The following is a 24,296-nucleotide window of genomic DNA, read 5'->3' as shown; positions in this document are numbered from 1 at the left end:
TTAAAAAAAGCAATAAAGGATAAAATCAAAAAGTAAACGAAGCAGGAACATTTCATTTTTTTAAACATAAATTGAGTGACATTTTTTTAACATAAAGAGTATGATCATAAAGGCACAGGAGCCAGATAGTTAATGCCCCTGATCATTCGACCTTATTTTAATGGCTACCGGCCATAAGGGCATCAATGGTAGGTTGATCGAGCGTCTTATTATTTCGCCGGTCTATGGCAACGCCTATATCCCAAAAAAATGGTTTGAGGCCGTTAGCAATAGCCTGCTGAGTGGTAAACTTTATCCAATAATCTACCGCTTCATTATGTGTAGTCAGATCTTTGGGCGTAGTCCGCCTGTAGGCTCCATATTCTCCCATCAAGACGGGGATACCCCTATCCACATATTTGGTTTTCATCAGTTGGAATGCATTTCTGACTTCGGCTTCCTCTCCATATGTTGGGTTTCGCGAAGTGTCCGACAGGGAGTGATGACCGCTTCCCCAGTAATAAAACATACGACCCCATGATTGATCTTTCTCCATAATACAAAAGTTGAATGGAGAATAGTAATGTACCTCTACCATCAAGCGGTCTGCAACTTGGTCAGCTGGTAGGCCGGACATCAGATCGTTCGTTTTCTTAATATCGGTACTTGGTCCCTGAACAACCAGCACCCGGTAAGTATTCCGGCCGCCAGTTGCCCTCACTGCGTTAACAAAAGTCTGGTGATAGGAAAGCAATACTGACATCTGGCTGGCATCAGTTATAGCGGGTTCATTAGCGCTGGCAAACATTAGGTGCCCGTCAAAATCGCGCATAACTGTCGCGATCTGTTCCCAATATGCTCTTTGCTTGGCATTAACAGCATCCTTTTTAACCGGCGTGCAGTTATTCTCCAGCCAGCCGCCATCCCAATGAATATTGAGCAATACATACATATCATTTTTCACGCAATATCCAACTACCTGTTTCACCCGGTTTAGCCAGGCATCCTGTATTTTAGCACTTTTTTTGTCTGCATATTGATCCCACGCACAGGGAATGCGGATAGCATTAAACCCGATCTGCTTTATAAATTTGATATAATCCTCTGTGATTAAGGGATTACCCCAGCCTGTTTCGCTCCCTGGGGCCTCCATCGTGTTTCCAATGTTCCAACCTATCTTTATAAGTGCAGCCTGCTGAACCGCTGTGTTACCCATCCCTGTTATATCGGGAGCTTTAGGTGATGTATTATATGACGGATAGATCGCCCTGGCAACAGCAGTATCTTTTATTGGCTTTTTAAAGGCGCCGCGGGCATTGGTGTTTATCAATAAAACAGCCGAAAAAATAGTCCAGGCACACAATAGGACAGGTTTTAGCATAGTATTAAATTAATTAGGTTATAATATTGGAAGTCACCAATAGACTTAGCTTTTAATTGCACCAGGTGATCTGAAGATCAGTTATTGGTTTTACCGGCTTAAAGCTAAAAAGCATTACGCAATCGATTGTTTATAAATGGGGGTACAAATGTTAATACAAATCAACATTCTGATTAACAATACCTTAAACTGTTAGTGTCAAAAATTCAGACCGATAGAAGCTGAAATCGATAAAAGAAACGTTAACAAAAAAGGCAAAAGAAGCGTACGATTCAGGCTATCGTTCACCTCTTTTGCTCCCAAAACGTTACTTATTTTTATTACCTGCATATGCAGACGGAAGGCAATTAAATTCTGCTTTAAAGCATCGCACGAAATACTTTTGGCTTTTAAAACCAACTTTGTATGCTATCTGAGATATAGTTAGCTGTGAACTTTCAAGTAATTGAGCAGCGCGCTTCAGACGAATAGACCGGATAAGGTCTACCGGTGACTTTCCTGTTAACGCCAACGCTCTTTTATACAATGTTACCCGGCTTACGCACAATTCACTGCTCAGTTCTTCTACCGAGAAATCGGCGTTGTCCATATTTTTTTCAATCAATTGTACTGCTTTTTTTATAAACGCTTCATCAAATGAATCGGACACTATTTCTGTTGGCCTAACCTCAAGTTGCTTTTGATAAGTTTTCCGCATATCTTCCTGCATGGCCAGTATATTTTTCAATTTCGACGTCAGTATCTCGAAATTGAAAGGCTTGGTGAGGTAGTCATTGGCCCCGGTTTCAAGCCCCTGCAATTGCTGCTCATCCCCGGTAACAGCGGTAAGTAATACCACAGGTATGTGTGATGTCCGTTTATCATTACGTATTTTCCGACATAGGTCAATACCATTCATCTCGGGCATACTGATATCACTGACTACGAGGTTAGGGTGCAGGGCCAGGGTCTTCTGCCATCCCTCCCTGCCATTAGCAGCCTCGATGATATGAAAGATTTCATTTAAATTGTCCTTCAGGTAAAAACGAAAATCTTCATTGTCTTCAACCAGTAAAACAGTCAGTTTTTTAATTGTGCTGCCGGTTCCTGCCGGTAACCAGGTCTGGCTTTCTATTAGTGCCGCTTCGGAAATATCAGATGCATGGGCGGCTAATTGTTCCTCAGTTGTTAAGTCAACAGGCAACAGTATTGTAAAATAACTACCCTGTCCCGGTTCGCTCTCTACTGATATTTCGCCATTATGCAGCCGGACAAATTCCCTTGTTATGGACAAACCTATACCACTGCCCTGATTAACCATAGAGCCAGGCACTTCATTTTGAAAAAAACGTTCAAAAATTCTGTCCTGCTTATCCAGGGGGATTCCGATACCTGTATCAATAACCTTGATCTCCAGTAACCGTTTACCAGGTGTTTCTTCCCTCATCGCCAATAAAACACTAATATGTCCGCCGTCCTGTGTAAATTTAAATGCATTGGAAAGCAGATTGAAGATGATGCGCTCTATTTTATCGGGATCAAAGTTGATTACAAGGCTTTGGATTTCCGAGTCAAATACCAGTCTGATGTACTTTTTCTCCGCAATATCCGAGAAGGAATACACGATTTCTTCGATAAAGCCTATAATGTCCCCGCTCCTGGTATGCAGCCGGAGCTCTTGTACTTCCATTTTTCTGAAGTCAAGCAACTGGTTTACCATATTTAATAAACGTTTAGCATTACGGTTGATCAACTGCAGTTGGTGTCTTTGTTCCTCCGCCTCAGTATGCTTTAAAATCTTATCAACGGGGGCTATGATTAATGATAAGGGGGTTCTGAATTCATGGCTTACATTTGTAAAAAACTTGATCTTCATCATATCAAGTTCATGCATACGCCTGGCTTCCTGTCGTTCATGCTCAATTAATAATTTAGCATCCTGCTTCTCTTTTTCAATTTCAAACTGCCTTCTTATTTTTTGAATTCCACGCCGGCGCATGAAAAAGAGAATTCCGGCCAAAAGCAGTATGTAAATAAAATAGGCTATGGTCGACTTCCAGAACGGGGGCAATACTTTAATTCTTAACGTTATGTAATCAGGCTCCCATCTTCCTTCCTGACTGATCGCCCGCACTTTAAAAATATAATCGCCACCGTCAAGGTTGGTATAGGTGGCTTTTCGGGTGGCATTATTCGCATCAAGCCAGTCCTTGTCAAAGCCTTCCATCATGTACTGATGTTTTACCTTATTAGGGTTAAAGAAGTTCAATGCCGCAAATTCAATGGTAAATACGTTTTCGCTGTGCTTTAATGTCAACGTGCGCGTTGCCGTAATGGCTTTTGATAATACAATATGTCCATTAACTTCCTCTTTAGCCTTGATGCTTTTGTTAAACAGCAAAAAATCAGTGAAGACCAATTTAGGTTTATATATATTGGCATGTATAGTTAAAGGATCGAAAATGTTAAAACCATGCCCTCCTCCAAATATTAATTTGCCCTTACTGGTTTTGAGTGCCGCCTGCACATTAAATTCCCGGCCCTGCAGGCCGTCAGTTTCATCAAAGTTTTCAAACCTGAACGTGTAAGCAGCTTTATCAGGAGTAAGTGTTACCCTGCTCAACCCGTTTGCCGTACTTAACCAGATTGCCCCCTGGTTGTCCTCCAGTATATCCAGTACGGTATTGTCCGGCAGTCCATTCTGCTTTCTTAAGGATTTAAAAAAACCGGTTTCCGGGTTCAGCATGCTCAGTCCATCACGCGTTGCTATCCAGATAAGCCCGCGGCTATCCTGGTTGATACCATTGATACTGTTACTGATCAAATTGTTTGCATCTTTTTTTCCAGCGCTATAGTGAATTACACGACCTGTCTTTTTTAAAATTACATCTATCCCAAAGTATCCCCCCACCCAAATATTACCCTTCCTGTCCTCAAAAAGCGCGGATACATAAGGGCTCCTGATATCTGTTTGCTTAAATGATGGGGAAAACATTTTTTTGGTCCTGTCAAATATTTGAAGCCCTGCTGCAAATGTTCCTACCCATAACCTGTTGGAAGAATCTTCAAGAATATTCCATACCCGGTTATCAGCAATGCTGCCGGCTACTTTATCGTCATGTTTATAATGAATGAATTGCTTTCCGTCAAAACAGTCCAGCCCACCAAAATAAGTACCTATCCATAACTTCTGATCATGATCAATACATAAAGTGACGATAATATCACTACTGAGGCTGTTTGGATTGTCCGGCTCATGTTTATATTGTTTGAAACTACCCGCTTTACGGTCAAAGTAAACCAGACCGCCGCCGTTTGTACCAATCCACAGATTGCCACTTTTATCTTCGGCAAACTTATTAACATCTTCAAAACTTAAACTTCTGGGATCAGAAGCAAAATGCTTGTAGAGCGGGAACCTGATAATATTTTTATGATAATAACTTACCCCTTCTTTAAATGTGCCGGCCCACATAATACCGGAATCATCTTTATAAAGGGTCACACTGTTTTGACTTAGCGATTTGCCATCATCCTCCCGGTTCAATAAATAGGTGACCATGAAACTTTTTTTATCCAGCACGTTTATACCGCCATGATCGGTGGCTATCCATATCAGGCCATCATCAGCCTGGATAATATTGCTAATGTTATTGGACTTTAATTTTACTACGCCCGATTCATCGGTAATGTGCCTGAATGCTCCCGAAGAAGGACTGTAATAATATGCGCCGGAATTAAAATTAGGAGAGTATAACCATAAATCATTATCCCGGTCTACGGTAATTGCGTAATATCCCTCCTTATTACTGGCAGATTTACTAAAAAGATCGGTGTGATAAGTAATTTTGTTCTGTTTGATGTCAAGTTTTTCAACCACGCCATCATGGTATACCAGCCATATATTACCAACTGCATCCCGTGTAATATCTGCAATAAGATTTGAATGCAATAATGAACCGGATCGATGGTGATAGTACCGCCTGGTTGTTTTGTTTAATTCATTATACCTGTAAAGGCCAGAATCCGGGCAGACAAACCAAAACTCGCCTTTGCCGTTGCGGATCATTTTAGAGACATAGGGATATCCCGGGATTTTTAAAGAACCGGCCATGAGTGAAATATCACTATCAAACTGCTCTGTTTCGGGGTTATAAAAACAATAGCCACTTCGGGTTGATACCCATAGCTTTTTATCCGGCCCTTCAAAAATACCGGTTATAAAATCGCCGATAAGGGATTTTTTATCATCAGCATCATGTTTGAATATTTTTAACGTATAACCATCGTAACGATTAAGGCCCGAGGCAGTGCCGAACCACATAAAACCTTCAGAATCTTTAAAAACACAATTGACCTGATTGTGAGACAAACCATTGCTTATATTCAGTTGTGAAAATTGGTATTTGCCATTTTGCGCAAAAACAACACGAAGCATCAACAGTAAGCTAAGAGCGCTTAGGGCTAATTTATATCTCATAGCTTAAAGATCGGATATTTATAAAATTCAATCAATAGATCAGGTTATCAGCAATAAATGCAAGATTTTCCGGATATGGTTTTCGTAAATATCGAATTCTGACTATATAATTCCAAAAACCCCCAAATTTTTGAAGCATAATTTAGTTTTTTATTGTTCATTTATCTGTGGCGCTGATAATTTTATCATCGGTAAGACCGTTAGTGCAGGGATATTAATGCAAAGTTTTGAGGTATTGCTTCTTTATATTGGTTAAGTCAAACCTACAGTAAACCACATTTCAAAATTTGATTGAAATGGACTTTTTTTTGTAAAAATCCGACTTTATTGCATTTAAAGCATTCATATACACCATGGTATATCAAAGCACACATACCTTATTTGTGACCCGGGTGATAACGAGGCATGGAGCTCCAGGAAAAACAGCATGAGCAATACCCTGATCATGTTGCTTTTGAAAAGTTTGGCTAATAAATATTCCATTCCCATATCCCTTTAACACCGCTTGTTATTTTAACCCGTAAATAACGAGCCCTGATCAATATAATATTAACCAAAGGACCACCTCTAAGACGCAGCCCTTTGGTTAGTTAATCATTTAGATATTAGTTAGTAAACCCAGGCATTGCAGCCTGAGATTCTATCAGAACCGTACGTGCACGTCTCCGCGCATACGGCTCCCATTATCGTAGTTCCATTAATGGCTTAGCACCGAATGCCCAGTGTGCGAACAAGTTGGGTTTACGCCTGTAAAGGCTGCTTACCCATTTCATTCCTCTGGTGACGCTGGTTCTAAGCTTTTTGTATTTCCGTATTGCCCAGTTGGCTATTTTGGCATTTATCGTGCGCATAAAGTCTCTCAACCTTGTCGCATAGAACTTGCCATAGTAGTTAATCCAACCTTGCAGGACAGGATTTATGGCTTTGGCAACTGCCTCGACTTCGATGCCTGGTATGCGCAGTATCGGCATGTTGTTCAGCTTTTCATTCATCGCTGTCATTGCCTTTGTGCTTACGCCCGGCAGGAAGTTGGTAAAGTCCTCTTTCCGTTGGCTGTTCTGCGCTTGTCGCGGCTTGAACGTGTAACCAAGGAAGTCGAACGATACTACTTTGGGGCTTTTGTTGGTACGGTTGCTGTCTTTGCAGTAGACGATCTTTGTTTTGTCTTCGTGCATCTCCAGTCCGCAATCCTTCAGTCGCTTAGCCAGTAGTTCCTTTAAACAGATAGCTTGTTCTTCTCGCCTGCAATGAATGACTGCATCATCCGCATACCGCTCGAAAGCTAAGTCGGGATAGTTGTTCATCAGCCACATATCCATTGCGTAATGCAGGTAAAGGTTTGATAGTATGGGACCGATCACCGAGCCTTGCGGCACGCCTTTCGTCCTTTGCACTATCGTTCCATCTTCCAGTTGCAAGGGTGCTACCAGCCATCTTTTGATGTATACTACCATCCATTCGTCCGCTGCATGTTTCTCAACAGACAGCATGAGCAGATCATGCGGGATGTTGTGTCGGGTAGAAGCACAGATTACTCCCTTGCTTCCCCCACAGAACCCGCCGTGCAGATTTCCCGCAACGGGCTCTTCAGGATGTTTGTCCATTCTTTGCATAATTAGATATTAGCGTGTAACAATTGTGGATAGGGCATTTCAAACCACTTTTTATTGTCCAGATATCCCCATTGCGAGCGAGTGCGCTGGCTTTTGCGTCTGATAGCAAAGCGCCAACACCTTCTCACATAGAGCCTTATCAGGTTCAATTTCTCCACACAATGTGTTAAGGCGTAGTATTGATAGAAACCTCTCAACATCGACAGTATTTGCCTCTGCTGATCCCACACATCATAGTGTGGATGTCGTTTCAACCATTCCTTTACCCTGTCAAGGAACTTTCGACAGCTTTTCTGTCTGGGTTTTCGAATTAGAACGAACTTACCTTCATGGTCTGTCCCACAGATGTGAGCGAAGCCAAGAAAGTCGAACTTTCCAACAGGTTGGTTAAAGCTTTTGCCCCGTTCTCTGGCGAACCGCCCGAATGGCATTGACCTTGTCTTTTCTTCTGCCAGTTCCAGATGAAACTCCTGGAAGCGTTCCTTCAGTTCCTTGCCAAAGCGAATCGCGTCTCTTTCATATTGGAAACAAGCCACAAAATCGTCCACGTAACGCACCAGGTGTGCTTCGCCGTTACAAGAAGCTTTTAACTTCTTTTCAAACCATAGGTCGAGTACGTAATGCAGATATACATTTGCCAGTATGCACGATACCGGGCCACCCTGTGGTACTCCGTCTTCTTTACTGATTTTCAGCCCGTCGGACATTATTCCCGCCCGGAGCCATTTGTCAACCAATCGGAGTATTACCGGGTCTGCAATTTTCTGCTTTAGAAATTGTCTTAACCAATCATGATTTACCCTGTCAAAGTAGGCACGTATATCTGCTTCATAGACTTGCATTACCTTGCCTGCAATAATGTGGCTTCGTAATGCGCCTATCGCGCCATGTGCATCTCGCTTTGGCCTGTAACCCCATGATGAGTTCAGAAAGACAGGCTCGAACACGGCATTCAGTATCCTTGCTACAGCAGCTTGCAGCAACCGGTCGGAAACGGTGGGTATACCCAACAATCTCGTTTTGGCTCCATCTTTGGGTATTTCTACCCGGCGTACTGGTGGCGCATAATACTTACCTGCTCGTAATTGTTCGTGCATTTCTTGTACTCTTTCTTCCAGCTTTTCTGCAAAAGCTGCCATTGTTTCCTTGTCGATTCCCGGCGCTCCTTTCTTGTTCATCTTCTTCCATGTTTCCTTTAAGAAAGTTGGTGTTAAAAGATGCGCCAAAGAGGTGAACACCGTCCTCTTGTCTAATTTTGCCTTCACGGCTACACTGCTCAGTTGCGTTTTCATGCGTTCTCCTTCTCTGTGTTCATGTTTCCATAATTTGTAAGGTTCATGTGTCCCTTTACTGTGTTACATTCCTGCCTGTCCCTTCCCCGTGTACGCAGCTTTCCTGCGCTCAGAATACTATGAACAGGTCCGACTTCCATATCAGCCTCCACCTTTCTTCGGAGCTCCTTTAGTCCGGTGTACCTTATCTTCCCGACAAGGACTGGTATGGATCTCCCGGGTTTCCGTCATTTCCGTTTCTGCCGTGCCACGCCCTAAGACCCCGCCGGAGTCTCCAACACTCTCGCCTTCTGCGAGTGCCTACTTTTGCCTTCCAGGTTCTTCGAGCCTGTCGGCCTCCGGTTCTCTAATAACGAGGCTCAATAGCTTCACTTGCGTTGTGGCCCGGTCATCGCTCTGCCTACGCTTAGCACGCTTCGTTACCTAACGCACTCAAGGCTCGATTCTCAGTGGGCAGGCTTAGCCCTTGCTGAGACAGGAATCTCACCTGCTGAAAATGCCGAACTTAGCCCGGCGCACCGAAGAACCCTTTGATATCTACGTCCAGCAGCCAGTGATATTCCCAACACCTTTCACGGGTTTTGGCAACTGCCTGCAACGCAGATTTCTTAGGCCGGTAGCCGTAGGAATCATCATGGAAAAGGTTGTCGACCACCTTTCCCAACATCCCGGCTACCACCGCTTGTCCGATACGGTCGGTTATGGTAGGTATACCTAATGGCCTTTTACCGCCATCTTTCTTGGGTATCTCCACCAGTTTAATCGCAGGGGGCATATAGCTGCCTGAACTCATTTGGTTCCATAGCTTATACAGATGTTTCTGTGGCTGTTGGTCAAATGCTTCCATACTCATCTGGTCTACACCAGATGCCCCTTTGTTGGTTTTGATCTTCAAGTAAGCTTCCTGCACCGACTTTTTCGAAATACAATATGGTTTTGGCCTATACATGTCTTATACCTCCTGTAGGTTGCCCTTTGAACAGTTTCTATTAATGTACAGCGCCTGATAATGCCACCCCTTCGCTCTTGCCAAGTTTCCAAGGCTATCATCACTACTACGGGCGGCTCTGCCCCTGTGGTACGCATCGATAGTTTCGGACTTACGGGTTCTTCCGCTTGACCTTTTCTCTTCACATCGTTCCGACAGGTTCCCAAGTTCCGCTTGAATGCCTGTATAAAGCTCACGCTGCCTATACGCCGGATGCCGCAGGGACGGTAAACAGGTCGTCCTCCCTGCTGATAATAAAGTGATACTGTACTTTACTTTTGACATCATCTAATCCTTTCGACGTCTCTTCGGCAGTTCATTTGCATTCGTCTTCTTTATACTTACCTGACAGCTTAATACTGCCTTCTCTGCTAACGCTTCCCACCCTGGCTCTTTACCAGAGCAACTTAGCAGCGGTTTGGTACCTGCTCCTGTAAGCCGATACCGAGGGGCCTGTCCTCATCATTCAAACAGCACCGATTTGCTGCGCAAATCGTTCATGGCGCTCAATACCCCGGATTTTGAACAAGTTCAGGTGAATTCCTGTCAATTTCCGGTTGTGGAATAGGCCAGAACTCATAATTATCGGCATATTTCGTTTTTACGTTAGGGAATAAAGGATTTTGAACAAAGCCGTTCAGTTTCTGCGTTGCGATACCCCATCTTCTCAGATCGAAGTAGCGGATCCCTTCCATAGCAAACTCTACACGGCGCTCATGGCGGATCTTTTCCCGGAACTGCGCTTGTGACAAACCAGCAGACAATGCCGGCATGTTAACCCGCGCCCTGACCAGGTTTATCGCGTTGTAGGTACTTGCATCAGGTCCTGCCGCTTCATTTTGAGCTTCCGCATACATTAGTAATATATCCGCATAACGAAGTAAAACAAAATCATTATCGCCTTTCGTTCCATAATCTGGGTCAACCAATGTAGGATCAAGCCATTTCTTGACTGGATAATAACCAACGATCCATGAATCTTTTCCCGGAGTACCCACCGCATAAGATCCTGTGAACGGCCATCCCTGGGCTTTTGTATCGCCGGGGAAAAACAAGGTCATACGCATCCGCGGGTCCCTGTTATCATAAGGTTTTCCCTTTACATAAACAGCGGAACTGGTTGTGTCTTTACCATCTGCGGCTTCATATTCGTTAACCAGGTCCTGGGTACCCAGTTCACCTTTCCAGCGTTGTAACGAAACACTGATCCCGTTGTCCTGATGCGACAGATTAGGTAGCTGGTATTTTACTGAAAACATAATCTCAGGGCTGTTATTTTGAGCCGGCTTATAAAAGTTGCCCGGATAAGATGTATTCAAAGAAAACTTTCCGCCGGTTATAATTTGGTTGGCGAGAGCGGCGGCCTCTGTATACTTTTTCTCAAATAACAGCGCTCTTACTTTGTAACCTTGCGCCGAACCCTTAACTGCATGTCCGCTGTAGGAAACGTCTGGTAAGCCGGCAATTGCCAGGTCCAGGTCTGCTTCTACCAGTTTCAAAACATCTGCCCTGCTTGATTTGGCCATGTGTTTATTATAATCAAGTGTAAATGGGTCTGCCGTGGTGATAATAACATTGCCGTATAACACAGCAAGCCAGTAGTAATTAAAGGCGCGAAGAAAATAGCCTTCGGCTTTATACTGTTTAAGCTTATCCCCTGTAAGCACTTTATCTACATTAGCCAGGAAATAATTAATGGAGGCTATCGCCCGATAATTATTGACATAGTAAGAGGATTGATAAAGGTTGTAGGTATCAAAAACGCCGGCTGTAATGCCCGAGGATAATGCGCTTGTTCCGCCCCCGTAATTATATTGCCCATAAGAATTATCACTGAAATTATCCCAGGCCACGACCTGGTATTGCGAAGTAGAATAACCTCCTCCGGAGGTGTATAAAAAGTTGTAACATCCGGTTAAGGCTAGGTCCGCATCGCTTTCAGATTTCCAGAAATTCTGCGTTGATAGCTTATCAGGCGGATCCAGATTCAGCGAACTTTTTTTGCAGGATGCCAGCATTACTGATAACATGATCAGCATGAGTATATACTTATTGTAAAGATTCATAATGGTATGCTTTAATTGGGTTAAAGTTTGACAGAAGCACCAAAGGTTATTGTCCGGTTTTGCGGATAGGTTACATAAGTACCGTCTCCGACACGCTCAGGATCCAGACCGGGATATTTGCTGATTGTGAACACATTATCGGCAGCCACGAAAACACGAAGGCTTTTAATGGAGATCTTGTTCAGTATGGCTGTTGGGAAAGTATATCCAAGCTGGAGGCTTTTCAACCGGACGAAAGACGCATCCTTCAGGAAATAAGTTGAGGGATAGTTCTGTACGGCGGCATAGCCATCGGCCACATAGATCTTAGGCATGGTATTCGTATGATTGGTTGGTGTCCAGCGGTTTAGCCAATCGGTTGTCGGTACGGAACCCTGCCTGAAAGGTTCTATTCCCCAACCGTTTACATAAGCCTTTTGCCCCTGCGAACCATAGATCTGTGCACTGAAATCGAATCCCCTGTAGCCGGCACCCAAATTAGCGGAATATTGATAGGAGGGAAATTTACCGCCTACATAAGTCCTGTCATCGGCATCTATTTTCCCATCACCGTTTACATCCTTTATTTTTAAATCACCGGGAGTAGGTGTAACCGGTTGTTTGGGAGAATTGTCAATCTCGGCCTGGGATTGGAATATGCCATCCCAAACGTACATATAATAAGCATCAAGCTCATGCCCCTCTTCTCTGATGGTATGATCGCTGATATCTTTCGATCCATACTGCTCAAGTTTATTTTTATAGGTTTGCAGGTTTAAGCCAATAGTATAAGTAAAATCTTTACCTATCTTATCATTATACTGAACTGCGAATTCATAGCCTTTATTCCTCAGTGCTCCATCATTTATGGTAGGAGCGTTAAGGCCAATATAGAACGGTACCTGGGATCCCCTTAAAATATCGAAGGTATATTTATTAAAATAATCTGCTGAGAAAATCAACTTATCGTTAAATACAGTCATATCAATACCGACATCAACTACCCGTGTAGTTTCCCAGGTAAGGTTAGGATCAACGAGCGTATTGGAAACAAAGCCGGAGTTAACTGTGCCGCCAAAAGCATAATTAGCGCCCGATAAGGTTGACTGATATGGGTAGGTTCCGATGTTCTGATTCCCCAATTGACCCCATGAACCGCGAATCTTAAGGTCATTTAACCAGGAAACATTTTTCAGGAAGTTTTCTTTTGAAATTCGCCATCCGCCCGAAAATGAGTAAAATGTTCCGTAACGAGTATCGGAGGGTAACCTGGATGTCCCATCATAACGGATGCTGGCTCCGAGCAAATATTTGTCCTCGTAGTCATAGTTCGCACTACCATATAAAGAACTGATTGCCCATGCCGAAGATGTTCCGCTATTAGTCTGGCCGTCAGAAGGCCCTGCATCAAGTTCCCTGAGAAAGTTGGTTACATATTGTGTTCTTGATGCATTGAGATTACTGGCAGTGTTTTTTTCCTGCTGAAAACCTCCAAATGCGGAAAAGTTGTGAGCACCAAAACTCTTTTTATAGGTCAACTGGCTATAATAAACTGTATATAAATTATCCGAATTACCTACATTTAGACCGGGTGAACCGTCATCAAGGCTGCCGGCCGGACTCATATCATTATAATAATAGGTAGGTATGATTGGCCTGAAATCATTGAATTTATAAGTCCCGTAATTAAACCCCGCCTTATTCTCCCATCTCAGCCCTTTGAAAAGATCAATATCCAAAGACAGGTTGCCTTGTATATATTTATCATCGCCGCGGGTACGGATATCTTCACCTACAATCGCCGCCGGATTTTTATTGCCCAGCTCATTGGAATAGGCTTTCTTTATCCATTTGCCGTCAACCTGCGCCGGGTACAAAGGAGATTGGGCCAATGCAGAAAGGAACTGGTCGCCGGCGCCATTTTCAGGTGTAAGCTTTTTGCCGTAGCGCATCTGTATGTCGCTTCCAAACGTTATTCGCTTATTAAGTTTCGAATTCAGCCCCAGGGAAAGTGTATATTTTGAATAATCGAACCCTTTCATAACACCTGGCTGATTGGTAATGCCGATGCCTACACTGTAGGTTGTACTATCTTTACCTCCGCTCATATTCAGGTAGTGATTTTGGGTGTAAGCGGTACGGAAGATATCGTTCAGCCAGTTATGGTTAGGATATTTCGTCTGGTCTGTTGCATTTTGATATAAATCGATCTGAGCCTGGGTATATAGCGGAGCTAATGAAGAATTGGTACGGGCTTCGTTCGATAACTGCATATAAGTAGCCGAATTGGTTACGATGTCCGGCAGTTTTGTCGCATTGGAAATGCCGAAATTGTAAGTGTATTGGACAGCAAGGCTTCCGGCTTTGCCTTTTTTGGTTTTAACCACTATCACGCCATTTGCACCGCGCGACCCGTAAATCGCCGCAGATGATGCATCTTTCAATACCGAAATCGATTCTATATCGTTCGAGTTAAGTACATCCAGACTCCCCGGAAGCCCGTCTACAATAACCAGAGGATTTGAACCCGCACCACTGAAAGTACCCGTTCCCCGGATGGTGAGCTGTACGTTTTCAGCTCCCGGTTCACCCGAGCCCTGAACAACCTGCAAACCCGGAAGCTTGCCCTGTAATAAGGTTGCAGGAGATGTGGCCACCCGCTTGTTCAGTTCGTCCCCTGAAACGGTAACCACGGCGCTGGTGAGTTTGTGTTTGCTTTGTGTGCTGTACCCAACAACAACAATCTCGTTGATGCTTTTGGGTTCGGCTATCAGTGTGACATTCAATACGCTTGCATTTCCGACCACAACCTCTTTGTTGATATATCCTATGTATCTGAATAAAAGGATGGCTTTTTCATTTGGAGCACTAAGTTTGAATTTCCCCTCTATATCGGTAACCGCGCCGTTATTGGTTCCTTTAATCAATATGCTCACACCAACCAAAGGCTGCCCTTTTTCATCCGTTACCTTTCCTGTTATGGTAACCGGCAGGTTTTCATCTTTTAAAATCCTACCTGCTATGTGGTAGCTTTCATTGCCTTTTGCATATACTGAACCCGAAAGGCACAATACTACAAACAGCAACCCGAATGTGACCTTCATTAACTTATAAAGCACATCGTAGTTCCGTAAAGTTATATTCATAAATTTGTTTTTTATAAAATGGTTAATAATTGGAATGAGCCTGTCAGCTATTCCCTGAACGGTTGGGCATGTTGAGTGCCCGCCTCACTTTTTAAACAGGTGCTTATATCTTTTTTCTCATAATCATTGGTTTATAGGTTTAACTTGTTGTTTATTTACTGGTTATTTGGTTGCAATTCTTTATACAGTTGCCCGTATTATTTTGCAAACCGGCAAAAATTAATTTGCCGGCTATCTGGCAACATCTTTAAACTGTAAGCATAAACAGCTGTGGCGCTGATATTTTTTTATCATCGGCAAACCGTTAATGCGGGGATATTAATGCAATTTTTTTGAGGTATTGCTTCTTTATATTGGTTAATTCAAACCTACAGTAAACCACATTTCAAAATTTGATTGAAATGGACTTTTTTTTGTAAAAATCCGACTTTGTTGCATTTAAAGCATTCATATACACTATGGTATATCAAAGCAATTTGCATATTTGTGGTCCAGATGATTAAAAGGAACTTAAAACATACTTTTTCACTCCTCAACGTTGACTATGTAAGGCTCAACTCGAAATGGAATTATAGGAATGTGATCAGTCCTTACTATCGTATTTATTATATCGATGATGGAGAAGGTGAAATATCAGATGCGGCCAGTTTATTGAAGCTTGAACCGGGCTATTTGTATATCATTCCGAGCTTCACCTTATGTAATTTAAACTGCAGTAATTTTCTGGGGCAGTATTTTGTTCAGTTTTTTGAAGATTCGATAGATGGAAGCTCACTTTTTGCCAATAACAGAGCTGTATTCAAGACAAAAGCTACCGAAATGGATATTATCCTTTTTAACCGTCTGCTTGAAATTAACCCGGGAAGAGGAATTAACCGGTCTGATAACCCAAAGGTATATGAAAAAGACATTTACTATAAAGAATACCAGGAGCTTAACAATCAACAAAATACTTCAACTTATCTGGAAACCCAGGGTATCCTGATGATGCTAACCGCCAAATTCCTGAACCCCCAATTGTTCAAGCATCCGGAGCATAAACTTATCCCGGTAAAAATTGCAGAAATCTTAAATTATATTCTGGTTAATTTACACCAGGATCTTTCGGTTCAATTGCTCGCTTCCCGTGCAAACCAAAATGTCGATTACTTTTCCAGACAGTTTAAACAACATACGGGAACCAGGCCATTGAATTATATCAATGAAAAACGTGTTGAGCGTGCACAATACCTGATGGCGACAAGTAGAATGTCCTATTCAGAAATTTGTACCCAAACCGGATTTGATAACCTTTCTTATTTTTCCAAAGCCTTCAAAAAATTAACCGGTATGTCTCCCAGCGCCTATAAAAAACAAATGTACCAGGTTGGTTTTGATCATTAACCCAATGCGCCTGCACAGTACGGGTAGTTGAAACAGATAATACTTTACTGTGAATAGAAAAACCTATTCAGATATGTATTAGCATTTTCTGATTGCCCAGCCTCTGCATGAACTTGTTACTCTTTATAGGCTTGGTACAAAAAAACTGGAGAGTGAAGTCTGAAATAAGCATCTGTAACGTTTTAGCAATTCCTTTTCAGAGTGGTGTTCCGGCCGGTCCGCACGTAATGGCACTATAGAAACTTTGCATTAATGCAAGCAACAACCTGCACTAAATAAGTAATTTATAGTAAAATCCTGTAAAAAAATATGGTCATTCAACCAACTCTGCTTTTCTACTAATTTTAATTTGCACTATTGCAGCAGCACGCAAAAAGTCGGTTTTGTACAAAAAAAAGTCCCATTAGACCAATTAATTGAATGTTATTTCGATGAAATTTGGTTATCAGTATTGATAGAAATAACTTGAATTGCTGATCAACCAATTATAGATGACTTATAGAAATTTACTTGAAGTTCGGCTATTCATTCACATTGCTGATCTGCATAGTTATTTTTTTTATCGTGAAACTCAATTATGAAAAGAAGAACATTAATAAAAGGCTTAGCCACAGGGGTATCATCCCTCTACCTGTCCAAGGTTTTTGGCAGCAATTTGCTGCGCACAAATTTAAATGCTGAAATTACTTCGGGGCCTTTTAAACCTAATTGGGATTCATTGGCCCAATACCAGGTGCCAGAGTGGTTTCGTGATGCCAAATTTGGCATATGGGCGCACTGGGGGCCGCAATGCCAGCCCGAACGTGGTGACTGGTATGCTCGTGGTATGTACCAGGAAGGCAGTGATCAGTATAAATATCATGTTGAAAAGTACGGCCATCCTTCAAAATTTGGTTTTAAGGATGTTATTAACGAATGGAAAGCCGAGAACTGGAACCCCGATAACCTGGTTGGTTTATACAAACAAGCAGGCGCCAGGTATTTTATGGCATTGGCCAATCACCATGATAACTTTGACCTTTATGACAGCAAATACCAAAGCTGGAACTCTACCAAACTTGGCCCAAAAAAAGACCTGATTGGCGGCTGGGCCAAAGCTGCTAAAGAACACGGCCTGCCTTTTGGCGTAACGGTACACGCATCGCACCCCTGGACCTGGTATGAAGTTGCTCAACGGTCTGATAAAAGCGGTCCCTATGCCGGTATCCCTTATGATGGGAAGCTTACCAAAGCAGATGGCGCAGGTAAATGGTGGAACGGCTACGACCCGCAGGAATTATATGGACAAAATCATGCTTTAAGCAAGGATAGCCTTGATGATAATAGTATGGGCGGACACTGGGACTGGGGCAATGGGGCAAGCGTACCCAATAAAGCTTATTGTGATAAGTTTTTGAACCGTACCATTGAGCTGATAGATAAATACGGCCCGGAGCTGATTTATTTTGACGACACTGCCTTACCCCTTTGGCCGGTAAGCGATGCCGGCTTAAAAATAGCCGCGCATATGTACAACACCAGTATTAAAAAACATGGCAAACTAAAAGCAGCATTGTTTGGTAAAGTTTTGAATGAGCAGCAGCGTAAGTGCATGATATGGGATATAGAACGCGGGCAAAGCAACCAGATAGAACCTTTACCGTGGCAAACCGATACCTGTATTGGCAGCTGGCATTATGATCGCCGCATTTTTGATAATAAAGGTTACAAAAGCGCCAAAACGGTTGTTCATACCCTGGTTGATATCGTTAGTAAAAACGGTAACCTGTTACTCAATATCCCGCTCAGGGGGGATGGTTCAATTGACAGCGAGGAGCGCACCGTAGTTGAAGGTATAGGTGCCTGGATGCAGGTTAACAGCGAGGCAATTTATGGCACCCGCCCCTGGAAAGTATTTGGAGAAGGCCCGGCAACAGATTCGGCGGCACCTATCAGTGCGCAGGGCTTTAATGAAGGCAAGGGAAAGCCATTCGGGGCCCAGGATATCCGGTTTACCGTAAAAGGTAAAACTCTTTATGCTACTATGATGGGTTGGCCCGCAGGGAACGAAGCATTTGTTAAGAAGTTAGCAAAAGGTAATGATGCAGGCAATGTAAGCAGCGTAAGCCTGCTTGGAAATGATAAGTTGAGCTTTGAACAGACCGAAGCCGGCCTCAAAGTAAAATTGCCGGAACAGGCTCCTTGTAAAGATGCATTTGTTTTAAAAATAGAAGGAGCCATTTAATCCGTATCATGAATATAAAAATTTGTTACGGCCTGATTACTGCCATTTCATTCGCAGCTCCTTCTTTTGCACAAACTTTTAAGCTGATATCGCCCGATGAAAAAAAAGTTGTGGAGATTAGCAATACCAATGGGCTGCGATATACTGTTTCCAGCGATGGTTTAACAATCATTCATCCTTCATCACTTGGTTTCGAGTTTAAGGATGAGCCGTCTATCGGCACCGATTTGACAGTAACAGATCATGTGGAACATTCCGTTAACCAGACCTGGGTGCCGGTAGTAAAAACCAAGCACAGCACCATAGCCAACCGTTATAATGAACTGGAATTGTCCCTGGTGGAAAAATCAGGGCAAATGCGCCGCATGAATGTCTGTTTCAGAGCTTATGACGATGGGGTAGCTTTTCGTTATGAGCTATTTGGGGCTGATAAAATAGGCGACCGGCAGCTTGTCAAGGAACTTACCAGTTTCAACTTACCGGCCAACGCAAAAGCCTGGGTGGCAGATTATGGGAGTTATACCACTTCGCAGGAAACCGAATTTCAACCTAAAAACCTAAACCATATTACAGAAAAAACTATTGCGGGCTTACCCCTTCTCATTGAATTAGATCGGCGTCATTACGCGGCAATCACAGAAGCCAATATTGACAACTACCCGGGGTTATATATAGGATCACTAAAGACGGACACCGGAGCAACTGATAAAATTGACCTGGTCACCAAATTATCGCCGCTGCCCGGCGAAAATGAGAACGGGGTTAAGGCACGCTTCACTAATAACCAGCTTACACCGTGGCGTGTCATCATGCTGGGCGGTTCTCCTGGTAAATTAATTGAATCGGAGCTGATACAGAATCTGAACCCTCCATGTGCGCTGAAAGAGACAACCTGGATCAAACCAGGCATGAGCGCCTGGGATAACTGGTGGAGTGGTGATGTAAAGATGGATATGCCAACCATCAAAAAGTATATAGATCTGGCATCGGCACAGCACTGGCCTTACATGCTCATTGACTGGCAATGGTATGGGCCGTTTAATAAGCCGGAAGCTGATATTACCAAACCTGTCCCCCAATTAAATATGCCCGAAATTTTAGCTTATGCTAAAGCCAAAAAGGTTAAATGCTGGCTTTGGTTATACAGTTCTGATGTTAACCGGAATGATAATTTTGAGAAAGCATTCCCAATTTACGAGCGTTGGGGCATTGCAGGGGTTAAGATTGATTTCATGGACCGCGACGACCAGCAAATGGTGAACTGGTATCGCCGTATCATCAAAGCAGCTGCACAATACCATTTGATGGTTGATTTCCACGGTGCCTTTAAACCTGATGGTATCGAGCGGACCTATCCCAATATGATAACCCGTGAAGGCGTTTTGGGAGAAGAATATTCCAAGTTTTCAACCAGGATAACAGCCGGGCACAATACCACCTTACCGTTTACCCGTATGTTGGCGGGGCCAATGGATTACACTCCTGGCGGTTTTTTAAATGTAAAAAAGGAAGCTTTCAAAAAAGGCAACCCTACCGAGGTGATGAACAGCCGTTGTGCAGAACTGGCAAAATTCGTGATCTATGAAAGCCCGTTTACAGTTTACTGTGATGCGCCGGAGCATATTCTGGGCCAGCCCGGCGCCGATTTTTTAAACCATATACCTACCGTTTGGGATGACACGAAGGTACTCGGCGGTTACCCGGGCCAATATATTATTATTGCCAAAAGAAGCGGAAACGATTGGTATATCGGCATAATGACCAACGACACAGAAAGGAAATTACAATTGAAAATGGATTTTTTACCCTCGGGTAAATACACTTTGTCGTCATGGGCTGATGTGTTATCATCACCACAAAGTTTGACCCGGTCTGAAAAAAAAGTAACGGCCAGTTCAGTAATCAATATTCATTTAGACACCGCGGGTGGATGGGTAGCTAAGATTACACCTAATAATTAAATCCGGCTTTTTCATCCCATAAAAGAAACATACATATAATTATCCGATCATGGCAAAGAATAAAACTCTTTTTCCCTTTATATTAATAACCAGTTTATTCTTTTTATGGGGGTTCGCTCATAATCTCGACCCTATATTGATACCCCACTTAAAAAAGTCGTTTACGCTTACAACGGTTCAGGCCACACTGGTAGATTCCGCGGTCTTTATAGCTTATTTCCTGATGGCCTTGCCAGCGGGCTTTATCATGAAAAAATATGGTTACAAAACAGGCATTATAACTGGCCTGCTTGTTTTTGCATTTGGCTCTTACTTATTTATACCAGCAGCCAATACACAGCAGTACACGTTTTTCCTGGTAGCCTTATTTATTATTGCCTGCGGGTTAACCATTTTAGAAACCGCGGCCAATCCATATGCTTCTTCATTGGGTGATCCGGCTACTTCGATACAAAGGCTTAATTTTGCACAATCATTTAACGGGCTTGCTGCCACCATGGCTCCTATTATTGGCGCACGTATTATACTAACCAAAGGTTATACGGCGGCACAATTGAATGCAATGACGGAGGAAGGCCGCAAACTGGCACTTGCCGCCGAGGCCTCTTCCGTGAAAATGCCTTATTTTATACTCGGTAGTGTACTGGTCTTTATCGCCATACTTTTTGCATTTACACGCCTGCCCCGGATAGTGCATCATGAAGGACATGCTGCCAGTAAAAATATTTTCCATGCCCTGAAGCACTCACATTTAGCCTGGGGTGTTGCCGCGCAATTTTTTTACGTGGGTGCCCAGGTTTGTGTATTCAGTTTATTTATCCTTTATGCCACAAAATCTGCAGGCATCACCGAAGTAAAGGCCGCGGACTATTTAGGTTTATGCGGTTTTGCATTCCTGATCGGCAGGTTTATAGGTACATTTTTGATGCGGTATTATAGTTCGGCAAGTTTACTTGCTGTCTATGGGGCAATCAATGTCTTGCTTTGCATCATGGCAATATTAAGTCATGGTATGATCACCGTTTACACAGTTATTGGTATTTGTTTCTTTATGTCCATTATGTTCCCAACCATTTTTGCGCTGGGCATAAAGGGATTAAAGGGCGATACCGAATTCGGCAGCAGCCTGATCATTATGTCCATCGTCGGGGGTGCTGTATTGCCAAGGGTGTTCGGCTATATCAGCGATTTAACCGGCAATGTTCAATACGGTTATATGGTACCATTGGTATGCTTTACCGTGGTGGCATTTTTTGGATTAAAAGGTCACCGTGTAAAAGTACAACCGGAAAGTTTGCCTGTATCGGCAATTCTTTAACCATAACTCATTTTTAAAATGCAAGAAATCAATCTGCCTAAAGTAATTTTTGGAACAAGCGGGTTAGGAAATTTATATGTAGCGCTTTCTGATGATGTTAAATGCGCTATTGTTGCCGAAAGCATCAGGCATTCGCCTAAACCGGCCGTGTTTGACTCTGCCGGCAAATACGGTGCCGGGCTCGCGCTCGAATCGCTGGGCAGGTCTTTAGCACAATTAAATGTGGACCCTTCCGATGTATTGATCAGCAATAAATTGGGCTGGCTACGTACTGCATTAAAAACCCCAGAGCCTACTTTTGAACCGGGTGTTTGGCGTGACCTGAAATATGACGCCGTTCAACGGATAAGTTATGAAGGGATCCTGGAATGCTATGAACAGGGTAATGAGCTACTGGGCAATTACCATGCAGAACTGGTATCGGTACATGATCCTGACGAATATCTTACCTCGGCAAAAGATAAGCATGAACAGGCACAACGCTACCAGGATATATTGGAGGCCTACCGCGCGCTGAATGAATTGAAGCGAGATGGTAAAGTGAGAGGCATTGGTGTAGGTTCAAAGGACTGGAGGATCATCAAAAAAATAGCCCGCGATGTAAAACTGGATTGGGTGATGATAGCCAATAGCATGACGGTTCACAGCCATCCCATGGAATTGGTGGAATTTATGCAGGAACTTGAAGAACAGGGAACCCTGATCATCAACTCTGCTGTTTTTAACGGTGGTTTTTTAACCGGGTCAGTTTATTATAACTACCGGTTAACTGATCCTATAAAAGACAAGCATTTATATCATTGGCGGGAATTGTTCCGTAAACTGTGTACAGATTATAAAATAAACCCGGCGGATGCATGCGTGGCTTTTGGATTAAATGGCCCGGGCGTTGTAAGCATTGCCCTGAATACCACCAATCCGGAGAGAGTATCACAAAATGTTGCTTTAGCCTCTTCAAAGATCCCTGTGCAATTTTGGAAAGAAATGAAAGAATACGGTTTAATTGAAAAATTCTACGCCTCTTCCTATCTATAAAAACTGAATAGATTATGAAAAGATACTGTTTCGCCCTTGATTTAAAGGACGACCCGCAACTGATCGCGGAATATGAACATTGGCATAAAGCGGAAAATAGCTGGCCGGAAATACGCAAAAGCATCCTGGATGCGGAAATTCGCGATATGCAGATCTACCGTACGGGCAACCGGTTATTTATGATCATGGAAACAAGTGATCATTATGACATCAAGAAAAAAGAAGCGAAGGACGCATTTAATCCGAAAGTACAGGAATGGGAGCAGCTCATGTGGCTATTTCAACAGCCACTTCCCTGGGCAAAAGAAGGAGAAAAATGGGTGGCTATGAAACAGATTTTTCAGCTTTAACAACGGATGACATGCAGATAATAGTTTGTGAGGAACCAGGCCAGTTGGTTTTTAAAGAAAAGGAAAAGCCTGAAATTAAAGAAGGCTATGCCCAGATCAGGATCAGGAGGATAGGTATTTGCGGGACAGACCTGCATGCTTTTGAGGGAAAACAACCCTATTTTAACTATCCCAGGGTTTTGGGCCATGAGCTTTCCGGAGAATTAGTTGAAACCGGTGGCGCGAAGGACTTTCAAAAAGGAGACGTTGTTACTTTTATTCCCTACTTCAACTGCGGCTATTGTATCGCCTGCAGATCGGGGAAGCCAAATTGTTGTGTAAAGATCAATGTTTGCGGTGTACATGTGGATGGCGGGATGGCCGAATACCTGAATGTGCCGGCATATTCCCTTATACACGGAGAAGGTTTAAACTATGATGAACTGGCATTAGTGGAACCCTTGGCGATAGGAGCGCATAGTATCCGGCTTGCCGATGTAAAACCTGATGAATTTGTACTCGTCATCGGCGCGGGGCCAATAGGCTTAGGGATAATGGAATTTGCACGTATTGCCGGGGGGAGAGTAATTGCAATGGACTTAAATGCCGGGCGGCTTAAATTTTGCCACGACAAATTAAGGATTGATCATACCATCAACGTATCTGAAGATAATGCATTGGAGCGATTAGCCGAAATAACAAAAGGTGATATGCCTACCGTGGTTATTGATGCCACAGGCAGCTTAAACGCGATTAATAATGGATTTAACTATATGGCCCATGGAGCGAGATATGTACTGGTCGGTTTGCAAAAAGGAGAGATCAAAGTCAGTCATCCCGAGTTTCACAAACGGGAGGCCACGCTCATGAGTAGCAGAAACGCTACCAGGGAAGATTTTGAGCATGTGATTATATCAATGAAAAGGGGTTCGGTTCAGCCGGCCAATTACATTACGCATCGTATACAATTTGACCAGGTCACAGGTGAGTTTGAAAGTTGGCTCGATCCGGCGAACGGGGTAATTAAAGCGATGATAGAGGTTTAGCTAGGATCCTTCCGTAGTTAATAGGAGATGCTATGGATTAAAAATATGATCATGATGAAAAATTAGAACCCGGCGTGCATGGAAGACAAGATCCGAC

15 protein-coding genes are annotated in these 24,296 nt (G+C 43.1%); 7 read left to right on the top strand and 8 right to left on the bottom strand.

The features are described from left to right. Positions 1-157: 157 nt before the first annotated feature. From SNE25_RS04905 to SNE25_RS04870, 8 genes are all read right to left on the bottom strand, one after another. Positions 158-1,360, bottom strand: coding sequence for a glycoside hydrolase family 5 protein (locus tag SNE25_RS04905; RefSeq protein ID WP_321563971.1), 1,203 nt, complete (start codon positions 1,358-1,360; stop codon positions 158-160). A 307-nt stretch (positions 1,361-1,667) separates the two neighbouring features. Continuing rightward, complete coding sequence (locus SNE25_RS04900) at positions 1,668-5,819, bottom strand: hybrid sensor histidine kinase/response regulator transcription factor (protein ID WP_321563970.1); 4,152 nt, start codon at positions 5,817-5,819, stop codon at positions 1,668-1,670. Positions 5,820-6,161: 342 nt separating this feature from the next. Next, positions 6,162-6,302: a hypothetical protein gene (locus SNE25_RS04895; protein ID WP_321563969.1), complete on the bottom strand. Its 141-nt coding sequence runs from the start codon at positions 6,300-6,302 to the stop codon at positions 6,162-6,164. Positions 6,303-6,502: 200 nt separating this feature from the next. Next, positions 6,503-7,423: a reverse transcriptase domain-containing protein gene (locus tag SNE25_RS04890; RefSeq protein WP_321566204.1), complete on the bottom strand. Its 921-nt coding sequence runs from the start codon at positions 7,421-7,423 to the stop codon at positions 6,503-6,505. Between the two features lie 11 nt (positions 7,424-7,434). Continuing rightward, positions 7,435-8,724, bottom strand: coding sequence for a group II intron reverse transcriptase/maturase (gene ltrA, locus SNE25_RS04885; protein WP_321560076.1), 1,290 nt, complete (start codon positions 8,722-8,724; stop codon positions 7,435-7,437). A gap of 505 nt (positions 8,725-9,229) precedes the next feature. Beyond that, a complete protein-coding gene (locus SNE25_RS04880) occupies positions 9,230-9,673 on the bottom strand; it encodes a reverse transcriptase domain-containing protein (RefSeq protein WP_321563968.1) in 444 nt (147 codons plus the stop codon). Positions 9,674-10,218: 545 nt separating this feature from the next. Then, positions 10,219-11,778 (bottom strand): RagB/SusD family nutrient uptake outer membrane protein, encoded by a 1,560-nt coding sequence (locus SNE25_RS04875; protein WP_321563967.1) that lies wholly within the window; start codon positions 11,776-11,778, stop codon positions 10,219-10,221. 20 nt (positions 11,779-11,798) lie between these two features. Next, positions 11,799-14,903 carry a SusC/RagA family TonB-linked outer membrane protein gene (locus SNE25_RS04870; RefSeq protein WP_321563966.1) on the bottom strand — a complete coding sequence of 1,035 codons (3,105 nt, stop codon included), beginning with the start codon at positions 14,901-14,903 and terminating at the stop codon, positions 11,799-11,801. Between the two features lie 495 nt (positions 14,904-15,398). Between SNE25_RS04870 and SNE25_RS04865 the strand changes: the two genes are divergently transcribed. From SNE25_RS04865 to SNE25_RS04835, 7 genes are all read left to right on the top strand, one after another. Continuing rightward, positions 15,399-16,286: a helix-turn-helix domain-containing protein gene (locus SNE25_RS04865; RefSeq protein WP_321563965.1), complete on the top strand. Its 888-nt coding sequence runs from the start codon at positions 15,399-15,401 to the stop codon at positions 16,284-16,286. Positions 16,287-16,863: 577 nt separating this feature from the next. Further along, entirely contained in the window at positions 16,864-18,510 is a 1,647-nt protein-coding gene (locus SNE25_RS04860) for an alpha-L-fucosidase (RefSeq protein ID WP_321563964.1), read from the top strand. An 8-nt stretch (positions 18,511-18,518) separates the two neighbouring features. Next, complete coding sequence (locus SNE25_RS04855) at positions 18,519-20,471, top strand: glycoside hydrolase family 97 protein (protein ID WP_321563963.1); 1,953 nt, start codon at positions 18,519-18,521, stop codon at positions 20,469-20,471. Positions 20,472-20,520: 49 nt separating this feature from the next. After that, positions 20,521-21,789 carry an L-fucose:H+ symporter permease gene (gene fucP / locus SNE25_RS04850; protein WP_321563962.1) on the top strand — a complete coding sequence of 423 codons (1,269 nt, stop codon included), beginning with the start codon at positions 20,521-20,523 and terminating at the stop codon, positions 21,787-21,789. Between the two features lie 18 nt (positions 21,790-21,807). Continuing rightward, a complete protein-coding gene (locus SNE25_RS04845) occupies positions 21,808-22,824 on the top strand; it encodes an aldo/keto reductase (RefSeq protein ID WP_321563961.1) in 1,017 nt (338 codons plus the stop codon). Positions 22,825-22,838: 14 nt separating this feature from the next. Next, complete coding sequence (locus SNE25_RS04840; protein ID WP_321563960.1) at positions 22,839-23,174, top strand: L-rhamnose mutarotase; 336 nt, start codon at positions 22,839-22,841, stop codon at positions 23,172-23,174. Between the two features lie 11 nt (positions 23,175-23,185). Next, on the top strand, positions 23,186-24,199 hold the full coding sequence (locus tag SNE25_RS04835) for a zinc-binding alcohol dehydrogenase family protein (RefSeq protein ID WP_321563959.1): 1,014 nt from the start codon (positions 23,186-23,188) through the stop codon (positions 24,197-24,199). The last annotated feature ends 97 nt before the right edge of the window (positions 24,200-24,296 follow it).

Source organism: Mucilaginibacter sabulilitoris, assembly GCF_034262375.1.
GTDB classification, from domain to species: domain Bacteria; phylum Bacteroidota; class Bacteroidia; order Sphingobacteriales; family Sphingobacteriaceae; genus Mucilaginibacter; species Mucilaginibacter sabulilitoris.
The sequence above is the reverse complement of the archived record's forward strand: the minus strand, read 5'-3'. Positions and strand labels throughout refer to the sequence as shown.

Bases quoted from the DNA above. Each gene is read 5' to 3' on its own strand.
- SNE25_RS04905 (WP_321563971.1), bottom strand. From the start codon at position 1,360: ATGCTAAAACCTGTCCTATTGTGTGCCTGGACTATTTTTTCGGCTGTT.
- SNE25_RS04900 (WP_321563970.1), bottom strand. From the start codon at position 5,819: ATGAGATATAAATTAGCCCTAAGCGCTCTTAGCTTACTGTTGATGCTT.
- SNE25_RS04895 (WP_321563969.1), bottom strand. From the start codon at position 6,302: ATGGAATATTTATTAGCCAAACTTTTCAAAAGCAACATGATCAGGGTA.
- SNE25_RS04890 (WP_321566204.1), bottom strand. From the start codon at position 7,423: ATGGACAAACATCCTGAAGAGCCCGTTGCGGGAAATCTGCACGGCGGG.
- ltrA (WP_321560076.1), bottom strand. From the start codon at position 8,724: ATGAAAACGCAACTGAGCAGTGTAGCCGTGAAGGCAAAATTAGACAAG.
- SNE25_RS04880 (WP_321563968.1), bottom strand. From the start codon at position 9,673: ATGTATAGGCCAAAACCATATTGTATTTCGAAAAAGTCGGTGCAGGAA.
- SNE25_RS04875 (WP_321563967.1), bottom strand. From the start codon at position 11,778: ATGAATCTTTACAATAAGTATATACTCATGCTGATCATGTTATCAGTA.
- SNE25_RS04870 (WP_321563966.1), bottom strand. From the start codon at position 14,903: ATGAATATAACTTTACGGAACTACGATGTGCTTTATAAGTTAATGAAG.
- SNE25_RS04865 (WP_321563965.1), top strand. From the start codon at position 15,399: ATGATTAAAAGGAACTTAAAACATACTTTTTCACTCCTCAACGTTGAC.
- SNE25_RS04860 (WP_321563964.1), top strand. From the start codon at position 16,864: ATGAAAAGAAGAACATTAATAAAAGGCTTAGCCACAGGGGTATCATCC.
- SNE25_RS04855 (WP_321563963.1), top strand. From the start codon at position 18,519: ATGAATATAAAAATTTGTTACGGCCTGATTACTGCCATTTCATTCGCA.
- fucP (WP_321563962.1), top strand. From the start codon at position 20,521: ATGGCAAAGAATAAAACTCTTTTTCCCTTTATATTAATAACCAGTTTA.
- SNE25_RS04845 (WP_321563961.1), top strand. From the start codon at position 21,808: ATGCAAGAAATCAATCTGCCTAAAGTAATTTTTGGAACAAGCGGGTTA.
- SNE25_RS04840 (WP_321563960.1), top strand. From the start codon at position 22,839: ATGAAAAGATACTGTTTCGCCCTTGATTTAAAGGACGACCCGCAACTG.
- SNE25_RS04835 (WP_321563959.1), top strand. From the start codon at position 23,186: ATGCAGATAATAGTTTGTGAGGAACCAGGCCAGTTGGTTTTTAAAGAA.